Origin of the sequence: Advenella sp. FME57, from assembly GCF_014897675.1 — a bacterium.
Taxonomy (GTDB): domain Bacteria; phylum Pseudomonadota; class Gammaproteobacteria; order Burkholderiales; family Burkholderiaceae_B; genus Advenella.
The window spans coordinates 185,929-206,408 of record NZ_JABUXU010000009.1 but is presented as its reverse complement, the minus strand read 5'-3'; the positions used below and the strand labels follow the sequence as shown (position 1 = coordinate 206,408).

The window sequence follows — 20,480 nt, the reverse complement described above, 5'->3', positions numbered from 1 at the left end:
TAGCACCTATATACAATATGCGGAACTACAAAATATTGATAAGGCATAAACATGAGAGTTTACTCCAGTCTACACAAACTGATCCCCACCGCACTGCTGCTGGCCTGCCTGGGACAGGCAAACGCCGCAGACGAATTTCCCCAGCGAGCAATAAAAATTATCGTTTCGCAACAAGCTGGCGGCGGCACAGACAGCCTTGCTCGCATGTGGGCAGAAAGCGTCGGAAAAACGCTCAACGTACCCGTTGTCGTAGAGAACAAGCCCGGCGCGGGTGGCGTAATCGCAGCCAAGGCTGTCTTGTCCCAGCCAGCCAATGGCTATACGCTATTTATGGCCGGCGTTTCCCAGATGGTGCTCAATAAGTTCGTCTATCAGCCCTTGTCCTATTCTCCTGAAGAGGACTTCGCCGGCATTGGCATGCTCACAACCGTGCCTTTTGTACTGGTGGCCAGCACGCAATCTGGTATCAACAGCTACGACGATTTACAGAAAGCAGCCAAATCCGATCCTGAAAAAATCACTTTTGCGTCCTCTGGCAATGGCAACTCTACACACCTGGTTGTGGAAATGCTGATGAAACAGGCGGGTTTTAAAATGCTGCATGTCCCTTATCGCGGCGAACCGGACAGTATTGTTTCCACCGTGGGTGGCAACACTCAAATTGTGGCGCCGGTCTTAAGCAGCGCCCTGCCCCTGATCAAGGAAGGCAAGCTCAAGCCCCTGCTGGTTTTCAATGACAGTCGTGTTCCTGAACTTCCTGATGTACCCACCGCGGGAGAATTGGGTTTGCAGGGCTTCGGAAACATCGGATGGAGCGCCGTGGCTGTCAAGGCAGGCACGCCAGAGGTAGTAATTAAGAAACTGCATGCAGCAACACAGGCGTTCCTGAATGACCCGGCAGCCCAGGAGAAATTTGCCGCCGTTCAGGTCCGGGCAATGCCCGGTCCAGCGTCGGCTTTGATCGACTTCACTGTTCGCGATACAGCCAAATGGCAACAAGCCGTGGGCGACCTGAATTTGAACGTCAAATAAACAGGTATGACAAATGAATAGACATGGCATGGTGGTCTGCCCTCAACCTGAGGCCGCAGAATCAGGCATCGAAATCCTGCAGGCAGGTGGCAATGCGGTGGATGCCGCAGTAGCTTGTGCTTTTTCCCAAACTGTGGTCGATCCCTTGATGTGCGGTATTGCCGGGTTTGGCACGGCAGCGCTTTACCTGCCCGGCAAGCAAGCGCATGAGTATGTGGATTTTCACGCACCAGCACCGGGCCTGGCCCGGGCTGATATGTGGGAACATCTTCTGCAGGGTGAAGCGCGCGATGGATTCGGTTTTTCAATCAAGGGGCGGCTCAATGACCTGGGGCCTCAATCGATCGGCGTGCCGGGCACATTGCTGGGTCTGAAGCGCATGCACGAGCGACATGGCCGCCTGCCCTGGCGCGACGTGATTGCACCGGCGATCGAATGGGCGCGCGGCGGCTACTTTGTTCGTCCGGCCATGTATGCATTCTGGATTGACGAGCCCCTGGCAGGCCGGACTGCCAATCGCGAGCGGCTGACTCTGACCCAATCCGGACGTGATTTATATTGCCGTGCCGACGGCTCGCCTAAAACAATCGGCACACCACTATACAACCGTGATTACGCCGCCACATTGGAGCTGATCGCGCGCGATGGACCAGATACCTTCTACCGCGGAGACATCGCGCAGCAAATGATCACTGATCTGGCAAATCAGGGCGGGATTCTGTCACTGGACGATCTATCGGCTTACGAACCGACATTGAACCGACCGCTGGTCGGCACTTACCGGGATCGCCGCATCACAACCAATCAGCCACCTGGGGGCGGTGCAATGCTCATCCACATGCTCAACATCCTCGAGCGTTTCGATTTGCCCGTTTACAGACATAATGGCGCCGATTATATACAACTGGTCTGTGAGGCAATGAAACAGGCAACGGTTGACAAAGACCGCCATATCGCGGACCCGGCATTTGTAGACGTTCCCCTGGAACAAATGTTATCCAAGTCATATGCCGACGCCATTGCACGGATGATCCGCGCAGGCCAAAAGATCGACGTACCGCGATTTAACGATGCAATTGCACCACCTAAAGACACCACTCATTTATCTGTCGTCGATGCCGATGGGAACTGCGTGGCGATGACGCATTCGCTGGGTATGCCGTCTGGCGTCATTACGCCAGGACTCGGCTTTATGTATAACGGCTGCATGGGCGTATTTGATCCGCGTCCAGGTCGTGCGGGCAGCATTGCGCCGGGAAAATCACGCTTTACTTCTTCCTGCCCCAGTATCGTTTTTAGAAACGACAAGCCGGAAATCATAGTGGGTGCGCCAGGAGGCACACAAATCGTCATGGGTGTTCTGCAAACCATCCTGAACGTCGTCGACTTTGGTATGCCAATTGAATCCGCGGTGTCGGCTGCCCGGTTCTCATCGACCAGCAATATCGTCGACATATCAAATCGTATCCCGCGGTCAGTGAGCCGCGCAGTAGAGGCGATGGGATATCAGGTGGCGAGGAACCCATTTGGACACACCATAGCCTGGGTTCATGCCATCCATATCGACCAGACAGGCGCGTTATCTGGTGCGGCAGACCCGGGCCGTGACGGTGTTGCCTATAGCCTCTGAGGCGTTCAGCGGCCAGGCGTCCCGCCCAGGGCTGCCTGGCAGGTAACTGCTCTATCTGGGCCCGGACCTTTTCGCTGGCCGTTCAACTCCGTTTATGGACATGACATAACTATGAATCACCGAGAGATCCGTTCATGCGATCTACCAGGCGAAAAAATCATAAAGAGAAGATCCCTTCAAATCAGATCATTGATCACTTTAGCATGAAAATAACCTAGTGCAATTTTCCACAACAGCGTCATGATGCCTATCAGTCGTCTTGGTGATTAACGTAATAAACTATTTCTTACATTATTCTGAATAAAAATTGATTTAGTTCAATAATTACAGTTGTGGTTGTAATACACTTTAATGGCATCCCCAACATATCACATATGGGGCGCCTTTTTTCTGTTCCAGGGAGTTATATGATGAGCAAAACTATTTTAGTCCCAATCGATGGATCGAAAAACGCGAGCAAAGCGCTGGACTGGGCCATCTCCATGGCGAAACTGGCCGGCCTGAAACTGCTTGTGATCAATGCGCAGCCAAGCTTTCAGACGGTACATGCCAAGGCGCTGTTCAATCATGAGGATATTGAACAGTATCAGCAGCAGTTGTTCAATGAAGTGACTGAGCCGGCGCGAGCCATGCTGCAGCAGTCTGACGTGCAACACGAAGTCAAACTGCTGATTGGCGACGCAAAAAACTGCATTGTTCAGGAAATTACCGACAGGCAGAACAGTAACTCGCCTGTAGAAATGATTGTGATGGGCTCGCGCGGTACCAACCCGTTGTTCTCGGGGTTGCTCGGTAGCGTTAGCTACGCTGTCATCCATTCGGCCATATGTCCGGTAACCATCATTCCTCACGACTAGGCCGGCAAATTACAATCCCAGCTGGCTCAGGCCTGGGTGGTCATCGGGGCGTCTTCCCTGTGGCCACCGGAACTTGCGATCACTTTCAGCAATGGGCAGATCATTGATGGACGCATGACGTTGCAACATCAATCCGTTGCCATCAAATGCCCAGTTTTCATTGCCATACGACCGAAACCACTGCCCCGAGTCATCGTGCCATTCGTAGGCAAACCGCACGGCGATGCGCGCGCCATCAAAAGCCCATAACTCCTTGATCAGACGGTAGTCCAGTTCCCTGATCCATTTGCGCGTCAGAAAAGAAACAATTTGTTCCCTGCCGTTGACAAACTCCGCCCTGTTGCGCCATTGGCTATCGACGGTATAGGCAAGAGATACACGCTGCGGATCGCGTGAGTTCCAGCCATCTTCGGCCAGACGCACTTTCTGGATGGCTGAATCAAGCGTAAACGGCGGCACCGGCTGCCGTATTTCAGATGTCATTTCCATAAACAAGTTCCTTTTTCTGTAAAGTAAGACCAATGACTAACGCCTGGCAAAGTCATTTTTCTGCAATGCAATACATTCCGGGCATACCCACATATCCTGGCAACGCCTGTATACGCCCAACCCACTTGATCAGCGCCGGATAAGGCGCCAGGGTGATTTTGCTTTCAGGTGATAATGCAATGTATGGATATACAGCGATATCGGCAATGGTAATATGGTCGCCGACAAGCCAGTCTGAATCCTGAAGCTGCTGCTCTACAATACTATACAGTCTTTGTGTTATCTGCTCAGCCGCAACCAGATCCAGTTGCCGGCCAAATTTGTAGTGCAAGCGCAGGTCATTGGGCCCGCGCGCAACTTCATTGGCTGCAGTAGACAGCCACGCCATTACCTGCGCCATGGCCTTGGGATCGTTTGTGGCAAGCCAGCCGTGATCGCCATACTGCTTCGCGAGATAAACCAGGATCGCCTGGCTGTCACGCAATATCACATCCCCATCAACCAGCACCGGCATCTGGCCAAACGGGTTCATATGCAAAAACTGAACCGACTTATGCTCGCTGTCCATTAAGTTGACAGGACAACTGTGATAGTGAACGCCCAGCAAGGACAAGAGCAGACGTACTTTGTGGCAATTGCCAGACGGAGCAAGGTCATAGAGCGTAATCATTGAGATTCCTTTGTTTCGATCATGGCGGCAAACTCATCTTCGGTAAAGCGCGCCGTAATATGCTGCGGACAGTTAAAATCCAGCGCCTGTACGGTAATGATATATCCGCGCTCAACCCGGGCGCGATAGGCTGGCATTTGCAGGCGGGCAAGCAGCTGCGGCTCATCGCTATCGTGAATAATTCGCGCGCGGCCCCATATCTTCAGGCGCCGGCGATGAGCAAAATCCATAACAATGAGCATGACACGATCATCGTTCATCAGATTGCCAGCTGAAATATACTGCCGGTTGCCGGCGTAGTCAGCAAATCCCAAAGTATGATCATCCAGGATTTTCAAAAAACCCTTGGGTCCACCCCTGTGCTGCACGTAAGGCCAGCCGTTTGCGCCAACGCTCGACATAAAGAAGGTATCAATGTCTGGAATAAACGCCCGTTCCCGCTGCGCAATTGCATTGCGCTCTTGCGAGTCTTCTTCGAACAGGCTATTTCTTTCGCGACTGCCGTACTGCTCCTGCGCTGCACGGACGGCGGGTGTGAAAGTGATGGTTGAAAATGCGCGTGACATGGATACTCTCTCCCGCTGTTTGTCTTGGTTCGATGCCGCAATGTTGTGCTGCGGACACTGTTACTATGCAGTATTTCTTTATATAGAAGAATAGTCGTACAATACATTTCACTCTTGCATATATCGGAATAATAGATGGATCGTTTGCGAGCCATGTCAATCTTTGTGGCGGTAGCGCACGCCGAAAGTTTTTCTGCTGCCGCCCGCAATCTGGGAATGTCGGCACCGGCGGTCACCCGCGCCATTTCCGAATTGGAAACTCATCTGGGCGTGCGCTTGCTAACGCGCACCACCCGTATCGTCAGGACCACCGAAGCGGGTATCCGTTATCTTGAAGACGCACGACGGGTTATTGCCGACGCTGATGAAGCAGACGAGGCAGTGTCCGGCATCACGACCGAACCGCGAGGGCGTTTAGCGATCACCGCGCCCGCCCTGTTTGGCCGCATGTTTGTAACGCCGATTATCGTGCAGTATTTGCGCCGCTACCCGGCAGTAAATGTGACCTCGCTGTTTGTCGACCGGGTTGTCAACCTGATCGAAGAAGGCTTGGACGCGGGCCTGCGCATTGGCCATCTACCCGATTCCAGCATGAAAGCCATCCGTGTCGGCCAGGTTCGTACCGTCGTGTGCGCAGCTCCTGCATACCTGGCTGCCCATGGTGTACCGGGTACGCCCGATCAATTGCACGCCCATACCATTATTACAACTAGTGGTATCTCACCTGTTCCGGAATGGCGGTTTGTTCATCAGGACAAGACCAGTGCCATTCGCATGACACCGCGACTGACCCTCACCACAAATGATGCAGCGATCGAGGCCGTCCTGGCCGGGTTCGGGATCACGCGGCTGCTGTCGTACCAGATAGCCCCTTACCTTACTTGTGGCAAACTGGAAATCGTACTGCACGATTATGAACCAGCACCCTTGCCTATTCACGTGATTCACCATGAACACCGACAGGCGGCGGCCAAAGTACGCACATTCGTCGACATGGCTGTGACCTGCTTGCGCGAAGACACAGCACTTGCGTATCGGCCTTGATGCCAGTATCGTCGTTGTGCCTGGCCTGATCACCGGGATGAACCGGGAGTGACGCTTAGTCACCGCACCGTTCATGACACTTGCATAAAAAAACAGATCGCACCGCGGGGTATTTTTATGACAGATAGCATTTCTTACTCAAAAGATTGGACCCAGCTCCCTTTACACAAAGCGGCCCATCCCTTCCATAGGTAGAATATGACAGAACAGCAGAAACCAATAGCATCTGCAATACACGATAAACCGTGTTGAACCCTGCCCGACCAGCGCGCTTGTGCCATAAACGGCAGAGTGTCACCCTTTTCCGGCCTGCAGCCTTGCGGTGCCGACCGCTGAGGCAAATATGCGAGACTTGGTCATGAGTACGGCTCAGCCAGAGTGTTTAATAATCTGATAGACGATTGTACAAATGTAGAGGGATATATGAATACGCTTGAAAACGAAGTCATCCGGGTAATATCCAAACCAACAGGCATTCCTGCCGCAGAAAATTTCCAACTGGAAAAGCAGCCGGTACCCGAACTTCAAGCTGGGCAAATACGGGTGCGCAATGAATGGCTGTCTGTGGATCCAGCAATGCGTGGCTGGCTGGCCGATGCCAATAACTACGCAAGTGTAAATGTCGGCGACGTGATGCGTTCGCTTTGTGTAGGAACGGTCGTCGAATCCGCGATATCGACAGTCAACAAGGGCGAACGCCTGATGGGCTGGTTCGGCTGGCAAACCTACGCCACGGTCAAACCCGAGGCGATTGTCCAGAAAATAACCGCCAGTGATCTTCCCCCCTCCTTGTATCTGGGCGTATTGGGCTTGAACGGCATAACAGCTGCCACTGCACTGGACAAACTGGGCTCCCCCAAACCAGGTGACACCGTCGTGGTGTCCACCGCTGCCGGCGGGGTGGGCTCTTGCGTGGGGCAACTTGCCAAAACAATGGGCTGCCGTACAGTAGGCTTGACCAGTTCAGCTGAAAAAGTCAAAGCGTGTTATGAAGCATTTGGCTACGACCATGTCATTAACTATAAGACTGACGATATTGATCAGGCCATCAAAAATTCATGTCCAGACGGCGTGGATGTCTATTTTGATAACACGGCAGGGGCCATTTCAGACGCAGTCATGCAGCATCTGGCTATCGGCGCTCGTGTGATTGTATGCGGAACAGCCTCAATCCCGAGCTGGAATCCACCGCCCATGGGCCCTCGCGTAAACCGTATTCTGCTGACTCGCCGAGCCCGAATGCAGGGTTTCATCCTGTTCGACCATAAGGACACCTATGCTTCTTACGTCGAGCAGCTCGAGCAATTGGTCAGAGCAAAAGAATTGACTTACCGTGAACACATCACTGATGGTCTGCGCACAGCGCCGGGCGCAATTGCTGAACTGTATCGAGGTGAGAACCTGGGCAAGCGACTGATCCGGATCTAGTACGTAGTAAACCGTCTCCTGATACGCGAACCGGCGCATATACTTGCAAATGTAACATCAGCAGGCTGTGCTTTCGGTCGCGGTCGCGGTCGCGGTCGCGTTGTGATTTCACAGCGCTGGCTCCAGGGGCATATGAGTCAGGCACTGACGTTGCGGCAAAGAAATTTATTCGCAGGCAATGCCGATCACTGCTATATTGCTGCATATGGAGCATAGATCGGCATACGATAAATTACTGGGAAAGGTGCGATATAACAAAGCCGGTGCCAGATTGCAGATTAAACCGGCAGCAGTCTGGATTATTGCAAGTGCCAGAAATAGAGACAGGAGCAATCCGATGAAAACATGCCCAAAGTGCACCACCGAACTTGAAGACGCTGCGACCAAATGCGTCTCTTGCGGTTTTCAGCTGGAAGAACCGCAACGAACCCTGACCGGAAAAGTCGCCAAGTGGCTTTTTATCGCCTTTAACCTTGCCATGATTTGCTGGGTTGTGGTCGGCATGGGCGTACTTGATCGAGGATCGCAGTCCAGCGCCCTGCCTCGCGGCACCGAAGATTCCGAAGGCATGGGCGTAACCATGATTATTATGATATGGGTCATTTGCAACTTTATCTTTGGACTGGTTGTTTGGGATACAAGGGCAAAGAACAAGGCATTGCAGGAGTCGCATAACAAAATTGACGAGTAAAACGTATCGGGTAATTTTTACAGCGGTTTTTAAAATAGCACCTTCCAACGGCCTGCTCTATTGCACTGTTACGGCTGTTTGTGCCGGGCTTTGGTTCGCTCGTTATTCAAACCAAAGTACTCACAAAAAATCAGAAAATCAACAAAACCTGACGATCGTGAGCGAATAACTAAGGCGCTTATTGCACTCCTGAGCAAGCTTTAAATCTGCCGCTTCTCCCTGACAATCCTCGGCTGATAAGGTTCCATCTCCGGTATCGTCTTGTGCTGCTTCAAATAATTTTCCAGCACATCCAGCATGATCAGTGTCGTCGTCGCCGGCATATGTGCTGATTCAATGGTTGTCGCGTTGGCCTGCGCTGTATCTTTACTTTCAATGCGATTGGTTATTTTGCTTTCAACGTCCGCCCTGGTCGCATCTGTTGGCGCTGCCTGGTCAAATTCAAATGGCACGGTCAATCCCCAGGCGGCCACTTTATATTTTTCATCGACCATCAACGGCTGACTGCCAACCATGACGTTCGTAATACGCTTGCCCGACTCCTGGTCGGGGTCGATCCGGTAGCGCAAGCCACCGGTTCGCAACATATCCTGTTCTGAACGCTTGTACGCGTCAGGGTCGAAAAGCGCCTGAGCGGCGGCCTCCAACATGGCATGGATATGCCTGCCGCGCACCGCTCCCAAACACATTTGTGTGTCGCCCAATGCCAGCTGGTTGATGATATCTTCGCGGACAATTGCAGCGCCAGGCAACAGCGTCGACCCCCAGCGGTATCCGGGATACAGGGCTATTTGCGCCCCGCTGCGCTGCAACATGGCTTGCAACAAGAGTTCGTCCCAGGTGCCGTTGAAAGTGCCCCGGCGGTACAGCAGCCCTTCGGTCATGGCGATTTGCTCTGACAAGCTGGTATTGGCTGTCGCATAGGCATTATCGACCGTCTTTGCCAGGCGGCTGTCGGCCTGTACAAAACTGGCCACTACTGGCAACAGGCTATAGCGAAAATCCGCCAAGCCGCCTTTGTCGATGTCCAGATCCAGCACGGCCAGAAACCGCCCCTGTGCGCCGGCGTTAGTGACTGCCGTCTTACCCTTATTGTTGGAAACAAGAATGGGTTCGGGCAATGGGGTCGCCGAACGTCCGCCCAATATCACATCAATACCAGTGACACGAGTTGCCAGTTGCAAATCTGCATCCACACCGGCTCGGGAAAGCAAGAGCACGGCTTGCGCACCTTTTGTCCGCACATCGTCGACGATGCGCTGTAAATTGTGTTCATCCAGACGCATCACCGATCGCTCTTTGATGCCGGTCTTGGCGTCTGGCATGGTGTGTTCATCGCAGTTGCCCTTGGCAAACGGTTCGTTATGCGCCACCTGCCCAATAATGGCAACCGTGATACCGTTTCGCTTGCGCAGTATATAGGGCTCAAATAGAGGATTATCGTTAACCAGATCGAACGCATTGTGCGCAATGTATGGATAGTGCGCAGCTCGCCCCTGTGCGGGTGCCGGTAAATTGGGATCCGACGGCTGTGTCTGGCCAGCATCCTTTGAAGCAATGGCTGCCTGAATATGCGCCTGCTCCGGCAAGCCCAGGTCTATGCCCAGGGCATGATGGACCGTAATCGCCCCATCAGTTGTTGCCCAGGGGGCCGATGATTGCAGATTGCCATTGCCGCCGTCCAGCAGCCACGCTTGCTCGCGGGAACGCTTGACGATGCCAATCAATGACGCAAGGTGCGCCACCCCACCCAGCATGCCGTAGTGGGCTGCCGAGGCAGCATAGTCTGCGTTGCTGAAAGCATAGGCCTGAGCTGAGCCAATCATCAGGTTGTAGTATTGCAGCAGCGCATCGCCGGTCACATAGGGCGGTTTTGCACTGACTGGGCCAATCTCCACCTGGCCTGTGGGTTCGCGATAATACAAAGGTTTCCATTGGGCCTGTACATCTGTGATGTGCATGAAGCTGACGTTGCCAAACGCCGGCAGATCATAAAACTGCTCCATCCCTTGCTGCGCGCGCAGCACTGCGGGCGCGAACATGCCAGTGCCCGCGGCTGCCATCAACTGAAGAAAAGCCCTTCGATCTGTGATATGCATTGCCCCCTGTTTCCTTAACCGGTCTGCTAAGCCCACCTGCGGCCTCGATAAGCGGTATCGATTCGCAACATCGATTCGCGGCAACGATCATAAGCAGGCCGGCTGCCGCGCATCAGCACCCATTTTACTGAGGCTTGGTTTTGGCAATGCTTTCACGTACGGAAAATTTGTCATACCAGGCTTTCAAACCCGGAAAACGCTTCTGCCAGTTATAGTCCGGCAGCCGGAAGTCCAGATAATCGAAAGCACATGCCAGGGTGATGGTAACGATATCTATTCGATCGTAAAGCTCTTGCGCCTTGTCTTCGAAGTACTGCAATGCAGTTGTGATTTTATCGGTCTGGCCTTCCAGCCACTCGTCCCAGCGCAACGCTTCGGGACGCGCCAGTAGTTCATAGCGGACCAACAATGAAGCAGCAATGGCGCCATCTGCCACTGCGTGATCTGTTAGCAACTTGAAGCGCGTGTTGTCATCGCCAAACAGCTTGCCCTTGAAAGTGGTGTTCAGGTATTCACAAATGACTTTGCTGTCGAACAGTACCTGCTCGTCGTCCGTGATAAACGTAGGCACCTGACCCAGCGGGTTGAACGGAATAATATTGCGATCACGATTCACAGGACTAGCTGCGGCCGGCAGGCGTTCAATTCGGTCCACGACCCCAAGTTCGTCGGCAACGATCATTGTCTTACGCACGAAAGGCGAAGCGGCGGAATAAAAAATTTTCATTTGTGTCTCCCTTGATAAAAATAATGAAAAATTGACTACTACTATTTTGTTACTGTTGCTGTTGCGGGTGTAAGGTCAGCCCGTTCAATTGCTGACTTGACCTTTCGGTCTGCCCAAGTGGCCAGACCGGTCATGATCGCCAACACGCTTCCCAGCAGGCAGGTGCCGGCCCATCCGCCGTAAGTCCAGGCGACCGTACCCAGCGTCGATCCAGAAGCACCGCCAATGAAATAACTGGTCATATACACCGCATTCAAACGAGACCGTGCTTGTGGCAGCAAGGCAAATATGGTGGTTTGATTATTGATGTGCACGCCCTGCAGGGCCAGGTCGATCACCAGCATGCCTGCAATAAACCACCACAGATTATCGTGTCCCAGCCATAGCAGGCCCCAGCTGAGCAGCAACAGTACAACGCTGACGGCAGTGACCGTATCACCCAGGCCGCGATCGGCCAAGCGGCCTCCCAAAGACGCCATCAAGGCCCCCATGACGCCGGCCAGGCCCACCAGGCCAATGGCCACATCACTCAAACCATGTGCAGGCCCGGCCAAGAGGAGTGCCATGGTCGAAAACAGCGCACTGACCGATGCAAAGCCCAATCCGCCCATGAGCGCGCGCGTACGCAGGCGCGGCTGCTCACGCAGCAAAGTGAACAGTGACGCAAGAATGGACAAATAGCCGTGGCTTTGCGGGTTTCTGGAGGATGGCAGCTTGAGCCAGAGGACAGTTGCAATGCCAAGCATGATGACGCCGGATACCAGATAAACAGTCGACCATCCGCCAATACCGGACAGCAAGCCGGCAACACTTCGGGCGAGCAAAATACCGGTAAGCAGGCCGCTCATGACCATGCCCACTGCGCGACCGCTACGCGATGGCGCCGACAGGATAGCGGCCATCGGCACCAGGACCTGTGCAGCAACCGAAAACAGCCCCGCCATGCCGACTCCCACAAACAACATGCTGCTGTTGATTGCCAGGCCACTGATAAATTGTCCGATCGCAGCCAGCACCATCAGCCCGACAGCAAGCTGCCGGCGCTCGAACTTGTCGCCTAGCGGCACAATAAACAGCAGACCCAGCGCATAGCTGACCTGCGCGACCGTTACAGTGAGTGCCGCGCGGGTCTCTGTAATGTCCAGGCTAACCGAGATGGAATGCAGCAGCGGCTGGTTGAAATAGTTACCTCCGGCACACAGGCCGCAAGCGATGGCCATCAAAAGCAGCACGGGCGTTGTCAGGTATGATGGATGTGGCGATTGCTCAGACATGGGTAACCAAAAATAAAATACTATATATTTAAACAGTATTATTATAAAATAACAGCATGACAGGACACAGACCGGCCGTAATTGCCATAATGGCCTTAACAGCGCTAACGGCCATAGCGCCTTGCTCACCCCTTATCCTGAACCCGGGCAATTTGGTCTCAACGTTGATCCACTACTGTTTTGTTCTCGCTAAAACGTTATCCCCGTTGTAGCAGATGAAACATTAAACCACAGTAAGAACGCAATGTCGCAGACAGACCCCGCAACCCTGTGCTGCCGGCGCTATCAACAGCCAGCTTCGTTGTTTGCAGGCCGCTGGGTTTACACCACTACGTCATATGCGAGTATTTTTGATACGTGAACAGGTCGTTGTGCTCAGGCGAACAGGCGATGCAAGCAGCTGACATTGCCAGGAGGACCGACACCACCGCCCTATAATGCAGCGGTCACCTGCATCACTGCATTCGTCCTGCTTTATGCGGACATGACGGATTTTCAACAAGCCTTCGCCGTAGCGCTGCGTGCTACATGATATTTGAGTTCAATCTTATGAGTACGATTTCCCTTTTTCCACCTGATACCTTGCCCGCACCCGATACAGACGCCACAGACTTGCAATTGGGACCCGGCGCATGGGTATTGCGTGGGTATGCACTGGAATATGTGGACAGGGTATTGGCGGAGCTGCGTCAGATTCGCCAGCAATCGCCATTTCGCCATATGGTCACACCAGGCGGCTACACCATGTCCGTAGCGCTTACCTGCTGTGGCGCCGCCGGTTGGACCGCCGATCGCAAGGGCTATCGTTATGCGGCGATTGATCCGGAAACCGGCTTGCCATGGCCAGCTATGCCGGACGTATTTCTGGCGCTCGCCCGACAGGCAGCCTACCGCTGTGGTTATGCCGGCTTCGCGCCTGATTCCTGCCTGATCAACCGCTACGTGCCGGGCGCCCGGCTCAGCTTGCATCAGGACAAGGATGAGACTGACTTTTCCGCCCCCATTGTGTCGGTCTCACTTGGAATGCCCGCCATGTTTCAGTTCGGTGGTCTCAAACGCAGTGATCGTCCAGATAAAATTCCGCTGTTTCATGGCGATATTGTGGTCTGGGGCGGCCCCGATCGCTTGCGTTACCATGGCGTCATGGCGCTTAAAGACAATCCGCACCCATTGCTCGGCTCAAACCGCATTAATCTGACCTTTCGTAAAACCGGCTGATATCAGGCCCGTTAATGCACAGGCAGCGCTGCCAATCAATTTGAACAGCGCCTTGCCATACCAATGCCTTGCTTTAATCTACTGTTGCGCCCGAATCCTTGACTGCCTTGCCCCATTTGGCAATTTCGGCCTTAATAAAGTCATCGGCCTGTTGCGTTGTTTGCGGCATCGGCATCGCCCCGCGATCGGCAATAAAGGCCGATAATTTAGGGCTATTGAGCGCCTTGACGATTTCACTGTTCAATTTTTCAACCACGTCTGCGGGTGTTTGCTTGGGTGCAAATACGGCAGCCCAGCCAATGGCCTCAAAGCCAGGGACCGTCTCGCCCACTGTCGGCACATCGGGCAGCGCCTTTAAGCGAGTGGCGGTCGTCACGCCCAAAGGCACGGCTTTCTTGTCCTTGATATAAGGCAATGCCGCGGTCACTGAATCGACCATGAGCGGTACCTGGTTGCCGATAAAATCGGTTTGCGCAGGGCCACTGCCTTTATATGGAATATGCCTGAGCGAAATATCAGTGCCTGCCTGGAACATTTCTGCCGACAAGTGCTGAGTGCCACCAATTCCGGCACTGGCATACGCCAGCGACTCGGGTTCCTCGCGGGATTTGTCTACTACATCCTGCAGTGAATGAATCCCCGACTTGGGGTTGGCCAGAAAAATCAGCGGCACGGAAAATACACCAGATACGGCCTTCAGATCGCCTTGCAGACTATAGCCGGGTTTTGTGTAAAGTGTCTGGTTAACGGCCGCTGCGCTGCCGCCTACCACGATCGTGTAACCGTCGGGCTTGGCTCTCACCGCCTGCTGCATACCGATATTGCTGCCGGCGCCCGCCTTGTTTTCAGTGATAACAGGCTGCCCCACCGCTTTACCCAGTTCATCGGCTAGCGCACGAGCAAAGGTATCGGTCGCCTGCCCCGGCGGAAACGGAATGATCATGGTAATTGGCTTTTCCGGATACGCGGCCAGCGCACTACCCGAGACCAATGTCGCCATAACAGCCAGTATGGATTTTTTCAATTCTGTCTCCTCATCAGTAAAAAATATGCCGCTATCATATATGCAATAGTGGCCGGAGCTGCAAATGCAGACCCCAGCCACTAAAAATTTCATTGCAACCGTAATCGTTCTTTCGTGCCGGACACGCTCGCGGCGCGCTCAGGTTAACCGGTCAATTGCTCAGTTGCCACCCTTGATGCCAGCGGCATCAATCACCTTTTTCCACCGAGCCAACTCCTGGCCGGTATATTTACCCAACTGTTCCGGGCCCATGTATTCAGCAGTCGCGCCCAGCCCTTCGGCTTTCATTTTATACTCAGGCGTTGCCATGATTTTTTCAATCGCCGCATTCAGTCGTTGCACCACGTCGCTGGGCACGCCTTTCGGTCCGTACATGGCAAACCAGGAAGATACCAGCCAGTCAGGATAGCCTGCGGCGCCGGCTGTAGGCACGTTAGGAAGCGAAGGCAGCGGCTCCTTGCTTGTGACAGCCAGTGCCTTGAGCGCACCGGATTTGATATGCGGCAACAGTGGTGGTGGCGTCGTAATAGTCAGGTCAACCACACCGGCAAGCAAATCAGTCAGTGCAGGCCCGGTTCCCTTGTAGGGAACATGGGTTGTCTTGATACCGGCCATCTGGTTCAGCTGCTCGGTCGCCACGTGCTGAAGCGCACCGGTGCCGGAAGACGCGTAATTGAGCTTGCCCGGATTATCCTTGGCGTACTGCACCAACTCTTTCAGGCTATTGACTGGAAGCTCTTTTTTGACAACCAGCAATTGAGGCGCCGACAACACATTTGCGATGGGTGAGAAGTCCTTGACCGGGTCCCAGCTGACTTTTTCTATGCTGGGTGTAATAACCTGATAGCCCGAATACTGCAGCAGGAGCGTGTAGCCATCGGGCTTGGCGCGCAATACCTGCTGCGCAGCGATGCCGCCCGAGGCGCCTGGTTTGTTTTCGACGACCACTGGCTGCCCCAGTTCCTTGCTGAGCGGGTCAGCGATCATACGTGCCGCCAGATCGGTCGTGCCTCCCGGGGCGGCCGAAACGATCAATGAAATGGGGCGTTGTGGGTACGCCGCTTCCTGTGCCATTGCATTCGTAATAGCAATCGTACTAGCCAGTGTCAGCAGCGCGGGTTTTAATAATTTGCGTTTCATGTATGTCTCCGTTGTTTTGTATGAATATTCATCGATCTTCTCTGGCATCAGAACAGACTACCTTTGTTCCGATCATTGCAATTGATTTTGATCTGGCGCTTCGCTGCGTCTGTTGTTTCACGGCGTCTGCTGCAACTGCCTGACGTAATCCGGCACCGGGTGCAAGGCCATGCGGGTTCCCGCGGCAAGCGTCTGACTGTTCACGTCATGTCCAATTAGCGGCACGAGCGAGCGACTGATCGCCAGAATGCCCTCCAGGTTCACGCCGGTGTCATAGCCCATCAGTTCGAGCATATGAACCATATCTTCGGTCGTGACGTTTCCAGAGGCGCCAGGCGCATAGGGGCAACCGCCGAGACCACCCAGAGCGCTGTCAAAACGCACGACCCCTGCCTGCAAGGCGGTCACGGTATTGGCCAGCGCCATGCCGCGCGTATTATGAAAATGTGCGGTCACGTCCAGGTTCGGGAAGCGCGCCAGCACAGCCGCAAACAAACTGCCCGCTTGCGTTGGGTAGGCCATGCCCGTGGTATCGCATAGCGTTACGCCATCCACACCAAGCTGCGCAAACCGGTCTACCCAGGCCAGCACGTCTTCCTGTGCAACGTCACCCTGCATCGGACAACCAAAAACAGTAGACAAGGACACGTTGATAGCCGTACTGGTGTTTTTAACTTCGCCTATCACCGCCGCGAGCTGTTCAAATGAGCGCTCGTGGCTCATGCGCAGATTGGACAGATTGTGGGTTTCGCTCACCGACATGACCAGATTGACCTCATCGACACCGCAGGACATGGCCCTTTCGGCACCCCGCAGATTAGGCACCAGCACGGTATAGACGACATCCGGATTGCGGCGGATCCGGTGCATCACTGCCTCGGCATCCTTGAGGGCCGGAATGGCCTTGGGCGACGTAAACGAAGTCACTTCTATTTTGGCGTAGCCGCATTGGCTCAACTGATCAATAAAAGCAATCTTGTCGTCCGTTTCGATAAACCGCGCTTCGTTCTGGAAACCGTCCCTTGGGGCGACTTCCTGGATAAACAGTTTTTTCATATCATGCTCCTGACGTGCTGCGCGTCAATAAATCCCGTGCCTGGCTATGCAGCAATGGCTGCTGAAAAATGATTAGTTGACTGGAGTAAAGAATTTGCGCCTCAGATAATGCCTCGCGCTTTCCAGTCGTCACGGGTCGCGCCATCAATGCCCAGCTGATCCAGGATCTGCTCGGTGTCCTGTCCCAGCACCGGTGCTCGTCGTCGCACATCGCCCGGCGTTTCGCTCAATTTGGGCAGAATCCCTGGCAAGGTTACCGGTGTGCCATCTTCGAGCTCACCTTCAATGAGCATTTGCCGTGCATGATAATGCGGATCTTTAGCGATATCGGCTGCATCATAAATGCGTCCACCGGGTATACGGTGCGCATGCAGTTTCTCAAGCACCTGATCAAGTGTATGCTGCGCCGTCCATTGTCCGATCACGCCGTCGATATAGTCGGCCTGCTTTGAACGCCCGTCGTTATATTGAAATGCCGGGTCCTCGCCGATGTCATCGCGCCCGATCAGGGACATTAGCCGTTTGAATATGCTGTCTCCATTACCGGCAATCAGTGCGTATTTGTCGTCGGCGCAGCGATAGGCATTGCTTGGCGTTATTCCCGGCAGGCTGCTGCCCGCCGGCTGACGCACCTGTCCGAATACCGAGTACTCGGCGATGGTGCTTTCCATCATATTGAACACGGATTCATACAAGGCCACATCCACCATCTGGCCGGCGCCATTGAACTGATCACGATGCCGCAAGGCCAACAACACGCCAATCACGCCATGCAAGGCAGACAACGAATCGCCAATTGAAATACCTACGCGCACCGGGGGTCGGTCCGGCTCGCCGCTCAAGTGGCGCAGGCCGCCCATCGCCTCGCCCACCACACCAAACCCTGGAAGGTCTTTATAGGGGCCCGTCTGTCCATAACCCGATACGCGCAGCATGATCAGCCGTGGATTAATCTGCTTGAGCGCTTCAAAACCCAGATTCCACTTTTCCAGCGTGCCGGGGCGAAAGTTCTCTACAATCACGTCTACATCAGCCACCAGCCGGCGTATGACGTCCTGACCCTCCGGTTCGTGCAGATTGAGCGTAACCGATTTCTTGTTGCGCGACTGCGACGCCCACCAGACAGAAGTCCCTTCGTGCAGCAAGCGCCATTTTCTTAGCGGGTCACCGTTGCCGGGCGGTTCTATCTTGATGACTTCCGCGCCAAACTCAGCCAGCATTTTGGTGGCAAAGGGTCCGGCAATGAGCTGTCCCAGCTCCAGTACTCTGATTCCATCCAGCGGTTTCGACATGCATTACCTGTTTATTCAATATGGGTTTTCGCCATCATGACCGGAATATGCCCATTTGAAAATTGGTAATTTGATGATAACCCTTTCCATATTTTCAAGGCTTGGGGTCCGCGAGCAGTGGATTGACGGCTATTTTCCCCACTAATGAAAGGCTGGAAGGCCTCCCCACAGGGATTTTATGCCGCGAAAATTGGAGTTCGATATTGCATTGTTCGGCGTGTCCTCATATGCAATTACTCATATGCAATTACTCATATGCAATTACTCATATGCAGATACTCATATGCCAATATTCATGTGCAGATATTGATTATGGCAGTACTCGCGCAGACCCGCCCGTCTGCCGCTACGGCCACGGGCACGTGTATCTGTCAGCGGTCATCCCGCTTGATGGGCTTGCTTCAGAAAGTCAAGCAATCGCTGCGCATCGGGCTTGAGACCAACGGCGCTACGTACGCCGACATACAAAGTGCGTTGACCCCAGTCGTCATCCAGCGCCAGCGCGTGAAGCCCCTTGCCGATAATTTCCGGCCGGACCGCTTCCAGCGGCAACAAACCGACCCCCAACCCTGCTTCAATCATCCGGCAGATTCCGTCGAAGCTGCTGACCTGAACGCGCAACCGCAGCGTTTTGCCGGCAGCCAAAGCGGCATCCTGCATGCGCACCTGCAGCGAACTGCCATCCGACAGGCCGACAAAATCATTGTCCAGCACCTGCGCAAAGCGAATCCGCTTGTGTTTTCCTAACGGATGTCCGCGCGGCACCAGCACCACCAATTGATCATGACGATAGAAATATTTTTCTACCTGGCCACTAGGAATGTTGTCAGCAAAAATACCGATATCAATTCTTTCCTGCGTGAGCGCCGTAATAATTTCATGACTTAGCTTTTCGTCAAGGCTTAGCCTGATCGCCGGATGCGTTCTGGAAAATGCGGCCAGGTCCCGTGGCAGGAACTGAATCACAGATGAAGTATTGGCCCAGATACGCACCTGTCCACGCAGACCGGCTGAATATGCACTCATGTCTGACGTGAGCCGTGTCACAGCAGCAATAACCAATTGCGCATGTTCGACCAATGCGTGGCCCGCCGGCGTCAGCTCCAGTCCCCTTGCCCGTCGGATAAACAGCTCGCAACCGATCTGCTTTTCCAGTTCCGAAATCCGCTTGCTGAGCGCCGACAGCGTCATATGCGCATCTTGCGCAGCCCGGGTCAGATTCAGTGAGCGTGCCGCCAGCAAATACAACCTGAGGGTCTGTGGATCGAAGCGCGACAAATTTACTGGTTCAGGCAGCATGGGTTGCCATCCTTTTGGACAAAAGCGCGCGATGCGCCTGGTCAACCGGCACATAGACAAGCAGACGCTCGCCGGCCATCGGCATGCTCCACCAATTGGTCTGCAATACCTCCAGCGTACCAAGACCGGCATACTTGTAGCGCACGATATGATCCACCGTGGCGCAAACGCGGTTCTGATTCCAGATATCGGCAAATTCAGAAGAACAGGCAAGCAAACGCTGCAGATAGCGTTCCCACGCGGGATCGCCCAGATGCGCTGCCATCTGCGCGCGTAGCCGTGCCGCCATGTGTGCGATCGTCTCTGGCAGGTCCTGCGTGACCTTCCTGATCTGCGGATCAGTGAGTGCCAGATAAATACAATTGCAGTCTTCGGGGGCAACCTGATTCAGGTCGCAATCGATCATTCGGCAGAATGCATTGTTAAAGGCAACGATGTCATATCTGGCATTTTGCACAATGGCCGGCAAAGGATGCAACTGGTCCAGAATGGTCTGTATGGCATTTGGCATCATACGGCAGATTTTCCCGGACACCGCCGAGGCCGGGCTGGCCAGGCCAGCCAGAGTAAAGAGATAGCGCGTTTCCGTATCGGTGCACTGTAGTGCCGATGCGACAGCCTGCAGCACTTTGGGCGATACGCGTATGGGACGCCCCTGTTCCAGTTTGGTATACCAGGTGATACCGATCTCAGCCAGTTGCGCCACTTCCTCGCGGCGCAGCCCGGGCGTGCGAGTACGCCCGTATCTGGGTAGCCCCAGGCGGCGTGGATCAAGACTTTCACGTCGGGCACGCAGAAACATACCCAACTCCATTGCTCGATCTACCCTATCGTCAATAGGTGTTTTCCAGTTCTCTGCTGCCGGATGCGTTATAACGGCGCTCATGCTGTCAGTCAATCTCATTTTCACTCCTGCCATTTGGGCAGCGCTGTTGCAACGGTTT

General features: G+C 54.0%; 19 protein-coding genes. 7 read left to right on the top strand and 12 right to left on the bottom strand.

Features of this window, described 5'->3' with window-relative positions:
• Positions 1-51 precede the first annotated feature (51 nt).
• From INT32_RS12520 to INT32_RS12510, 3 genes are all read left to right on the top strand, one after another.
• Positions 52-1,032, top strand: a complete 981-nt coding sequence (locus INT32_RS12520; RefSeq protein WP_193089062.1) for a tripartite tricarboxylate transporter substrate binding protein — start codon at positions 52-54, stop codon at positions 1,030-1,032.
• Between the two features lie 13 nt (positions 1,033-1,045).
• Positions 1,046-2,662 (top strand): gamma-glutamyltransferase, encoded by a 1,617-nt coding sequence (gene ggt / locus INT32_RS12515; protein WP_193089061.1) that lies wholly within the window; start codon positions 1,046-1,048, stop codon positions 2,660-2,662.
• Between the two features lie 410 nt (positions 2,663-3,072).
• Positions 3,073-3,519: a universal stress protein gene (locus tag INT32_RS12510; protein ID WP_226816963.1), complete on the top strand. Its 447-nt coding sequence runs from the start codon at positions 3,073-3,075 to the stop codon at positions 3,517-3,519.
• Between the two features lie 9 nt (positions 3,520-3,528).
• Here INT32_RS12510 and INT32_RS12505 read toward each other — a convergent pair whose 3' ends face one another.
• The 3 genes from INT32_RS12505 to INT32_RS12495 are packed head-to-tail and all read right to left on the bottom strand — an operon-like array spanning position 3,529 to position 5,244.
• Positions 3,529-4,008: a nuclear transport factor 2 family protein gene (locus INT32_RS12505; RefSeq protein WP_193089059.1), complete on the bottom strand. Its 480-nt coding sequence runs from the start codon at positions 4,006-4,008 to the stop codon at positions 3,529-3,531.
• Positions 4,009-4,060: 52 nt separating this feature from the next.
• Entirely contained in the window at positions 4,061-4,678 is a 618-nt protein-coding gene (locus INT32_RS12500; protein ID WP_193089058.1) for a glutathione S-transferase family protein, read from the bottom strand.
• On the bottom strand, positions 4,675-5,244 hold the full coding sequence (locus INT32_RS12495) for a pyridoxamine 5'-phosphate oxidase family protein (RefSeq protein WP_193089057.1): 570 nt from the start codon (positions 5,242-5,244) through the stop codon (positions 4,675-4,677). The genes INT32_RS12500 and INT32_RS12495 overlap by 4 nt, the downstream gene beginning before the upstream one ends.
• Before the next feature lie 135 nt (positions 5,245-5,379).
• Here INT32_RS12495 and INT32_RS12490 point away from each other — a divergent pair, with 135 nt between their 5' ends.
• The 3 genes from INT32_RS12490 to INT32_RS12480 all read left to right on the top strand — a co-directional run bounded on the left by INT32_RS12490 (position 5,380) and on the right by INT32_RS12480 (position 8,407).
• On the top strand, positions 5,380-6,288 hold the full coding sequence (locus tag INT32_RS12490) for a LysR family transcriptional regulator (protein ID WP_193089056.1): 909 nt from the start codon (positions 5,380-5,382) through the stop codon (positions 6,286-6,288).
• Between the two features lie 423 nt (positions 6,289-6,711).
• A complete protein-coding gene (locus tag INT32_RS12485; RefSeq protein WP_193089055.1) occupies positions 6,712-7,716 on the top strand; it encodes an NADP-dependent oxidoreductase in 1,005 nt (334 codons plus the stop codon).
• A gap of 337 nt (positions 7,717-8,053) precedes the next feature.
• Positions 8,054-8,407: a hypothetical protein gene (locus INT32_RS12480; protein ID WP_193089054.1), complete on the top strand. Its 354-nt coding sequence runs from the start codon at positions 8,054-8,056 to the stop codon at positions 8,405-8,407.
• Between the two features lie 200 nt (positions 8,408-8,607).
• Here the strand turns inward: INT32_RS12480 and INT32_RS12475 are convergent, their stop codons facing one another.
• The 3 genes from INT32_RS12475 to INT32_RS12465 form a co-directional block, all read right to left on the bottom strand.
• Positions 8,608-10,506, bottom strand: a complete 1,899-nt coding sequence (locus INT32_RS12475; RefSeq protein WP_193089053.1) for a bifunctional UDP-sugar hydrolase/5'-nucleotidase — start codon at positions 10,504-10,506, stop codon at positions 8,608-8,610.
• Between the two features lie 124 nt (positions 10,507-10,630).
• The gene (locus INT32_RS12470; RefSeq protein WP_193089052.1) at positions 10,631-11,233 is read right to left on the bottom strand and encodes a glutathione S-transferase family protein; all 603 of its coding nucleotides are present in this window, start codon (positions 11,231-11,233) and stop codon (positions 10,631-10,633) included.
• Positions 11,234-11,274: 41 nt separating this feature from the next.
• Positions 11,275-12,507 carry an MFS transporter gene (locus INT32_RS12465; protein WP_370540221.1) on the bottom strand — a complete coding sequence of 411 codons (1,233 nt, stop codon included), beginning with the start codon at positions 12,505-12,507 and terminating at the stop codon, positions 11,275-11,277.
• Positions 12,508-13,056: 549 nt separating this feature from the next.
• Here INT32_RS12465 and alkB point away from each other — a divergent pair.
• Positions 13,057-13,725 carry a DNA oxidative demethylase AlkB gene (gene alkB, locus INT32_RS12460; protein ID WP_193089051.1) on the top strand — a complete coding sequence of 223 codons (669 nt, stop codon included), beginning with the start codon at positions 13,057-13,059 and terminating at the stop codon, positions 13,723-13,725.
• 73 nt (positions 13,726-13,798) lie between these two features.
• Here alkB and INT32_RS12455 read toward each other — a convergent pair whose 3' ends face one another.
• The 6 genes from INT32_RS12455 to INT32_RS12430 all read right to left on the bottom strand — a co-directional run bounded on the left by INT32_RS12455 (position 13,799) and on the right by INT32_RS12430 (position 20,440).
• Positions 13,799-14,737 carry a Bug family tripartite tricarboxylate transporter substrate binding protein gene (locus INT32_RS12455; RefSeq protein WP_370540225.1) on the bottom strand — a complete coding sequence of 313 codons (939 nt, stop codon included), beginning with the start codon at positions 14,735-14,737 and terminating at the stop codon, positions 13,799-13,801.
• A gap of 171 nt (positions 14,738-14,908) precedes the next feature.
• Positions 14,909-15,889, bottom strand: coding sequence for a tripartite tricarboxylate transporter substrate binding protein (locus tag INT32_RS12450; RefSeq protein ID WP_193089050.1), 981 nt, complete (start codon positions 15,887-15,889; stop codon positions 14,909-14,911).
• 117 nt (positions 15,890-16,006) lie between these two features.
• A complete protein-coding gene (locus INT32_RS12445) occupies positions 16,007-16,945 on the bottom strand; it encodes a hydroxymethylglutaryl-CoA lyase (RefSeq protein ID WP_193089049.1) in 939 nt (312 codons plus the stop codon).
• A 101-nt stretch (positions 16,946-17,046) separates the two neighbouring features.
• The gene (locus tag INT32_RS12440) at positions 17,047-18,237 is read right to left on the bottom strand and encodes a CaiB/BaiF CoA-transferase family protein (RefSeq protein WP_193089048.1); all 1,191 of its coding nucleotides are present in this window, start codon (positions 18,235-18,237) and stop codon (positions 17,047-17,049) included.
• A gap of 378 nt (positions 18,238-18,615) precedes the next feature.
• Positions 18,616-19,536 carry a LysR family transcriptional regulator gene (locus tag INT32_RS12435; RefSeq protein ID WP_193089047.1) on the bottom strand — a complete coding sequence of 307 codons (921 nt, stop codon included), beginning with the start codon at positions 19,534-19,536 and terminating at the stop codon, positions 18,616-18,618.
• Positions 19,526-20,440: a helix-turn-helix transcriptional regulator gene (locus INT32_RS12430; protein ID WP_226816961.1), complete on the bottom strand. Its 915-nt coding sequence runs from the start codon at positions 20,438-20,440 to the stop codon at positions 19,526-19,528. Before INT32_RS12430 ends, INT32_RS12435 begins: the two co-directional genes overlap by 11 nt.
• Positions 20,441-20,480: the final 40 nt, after the last annotated feature.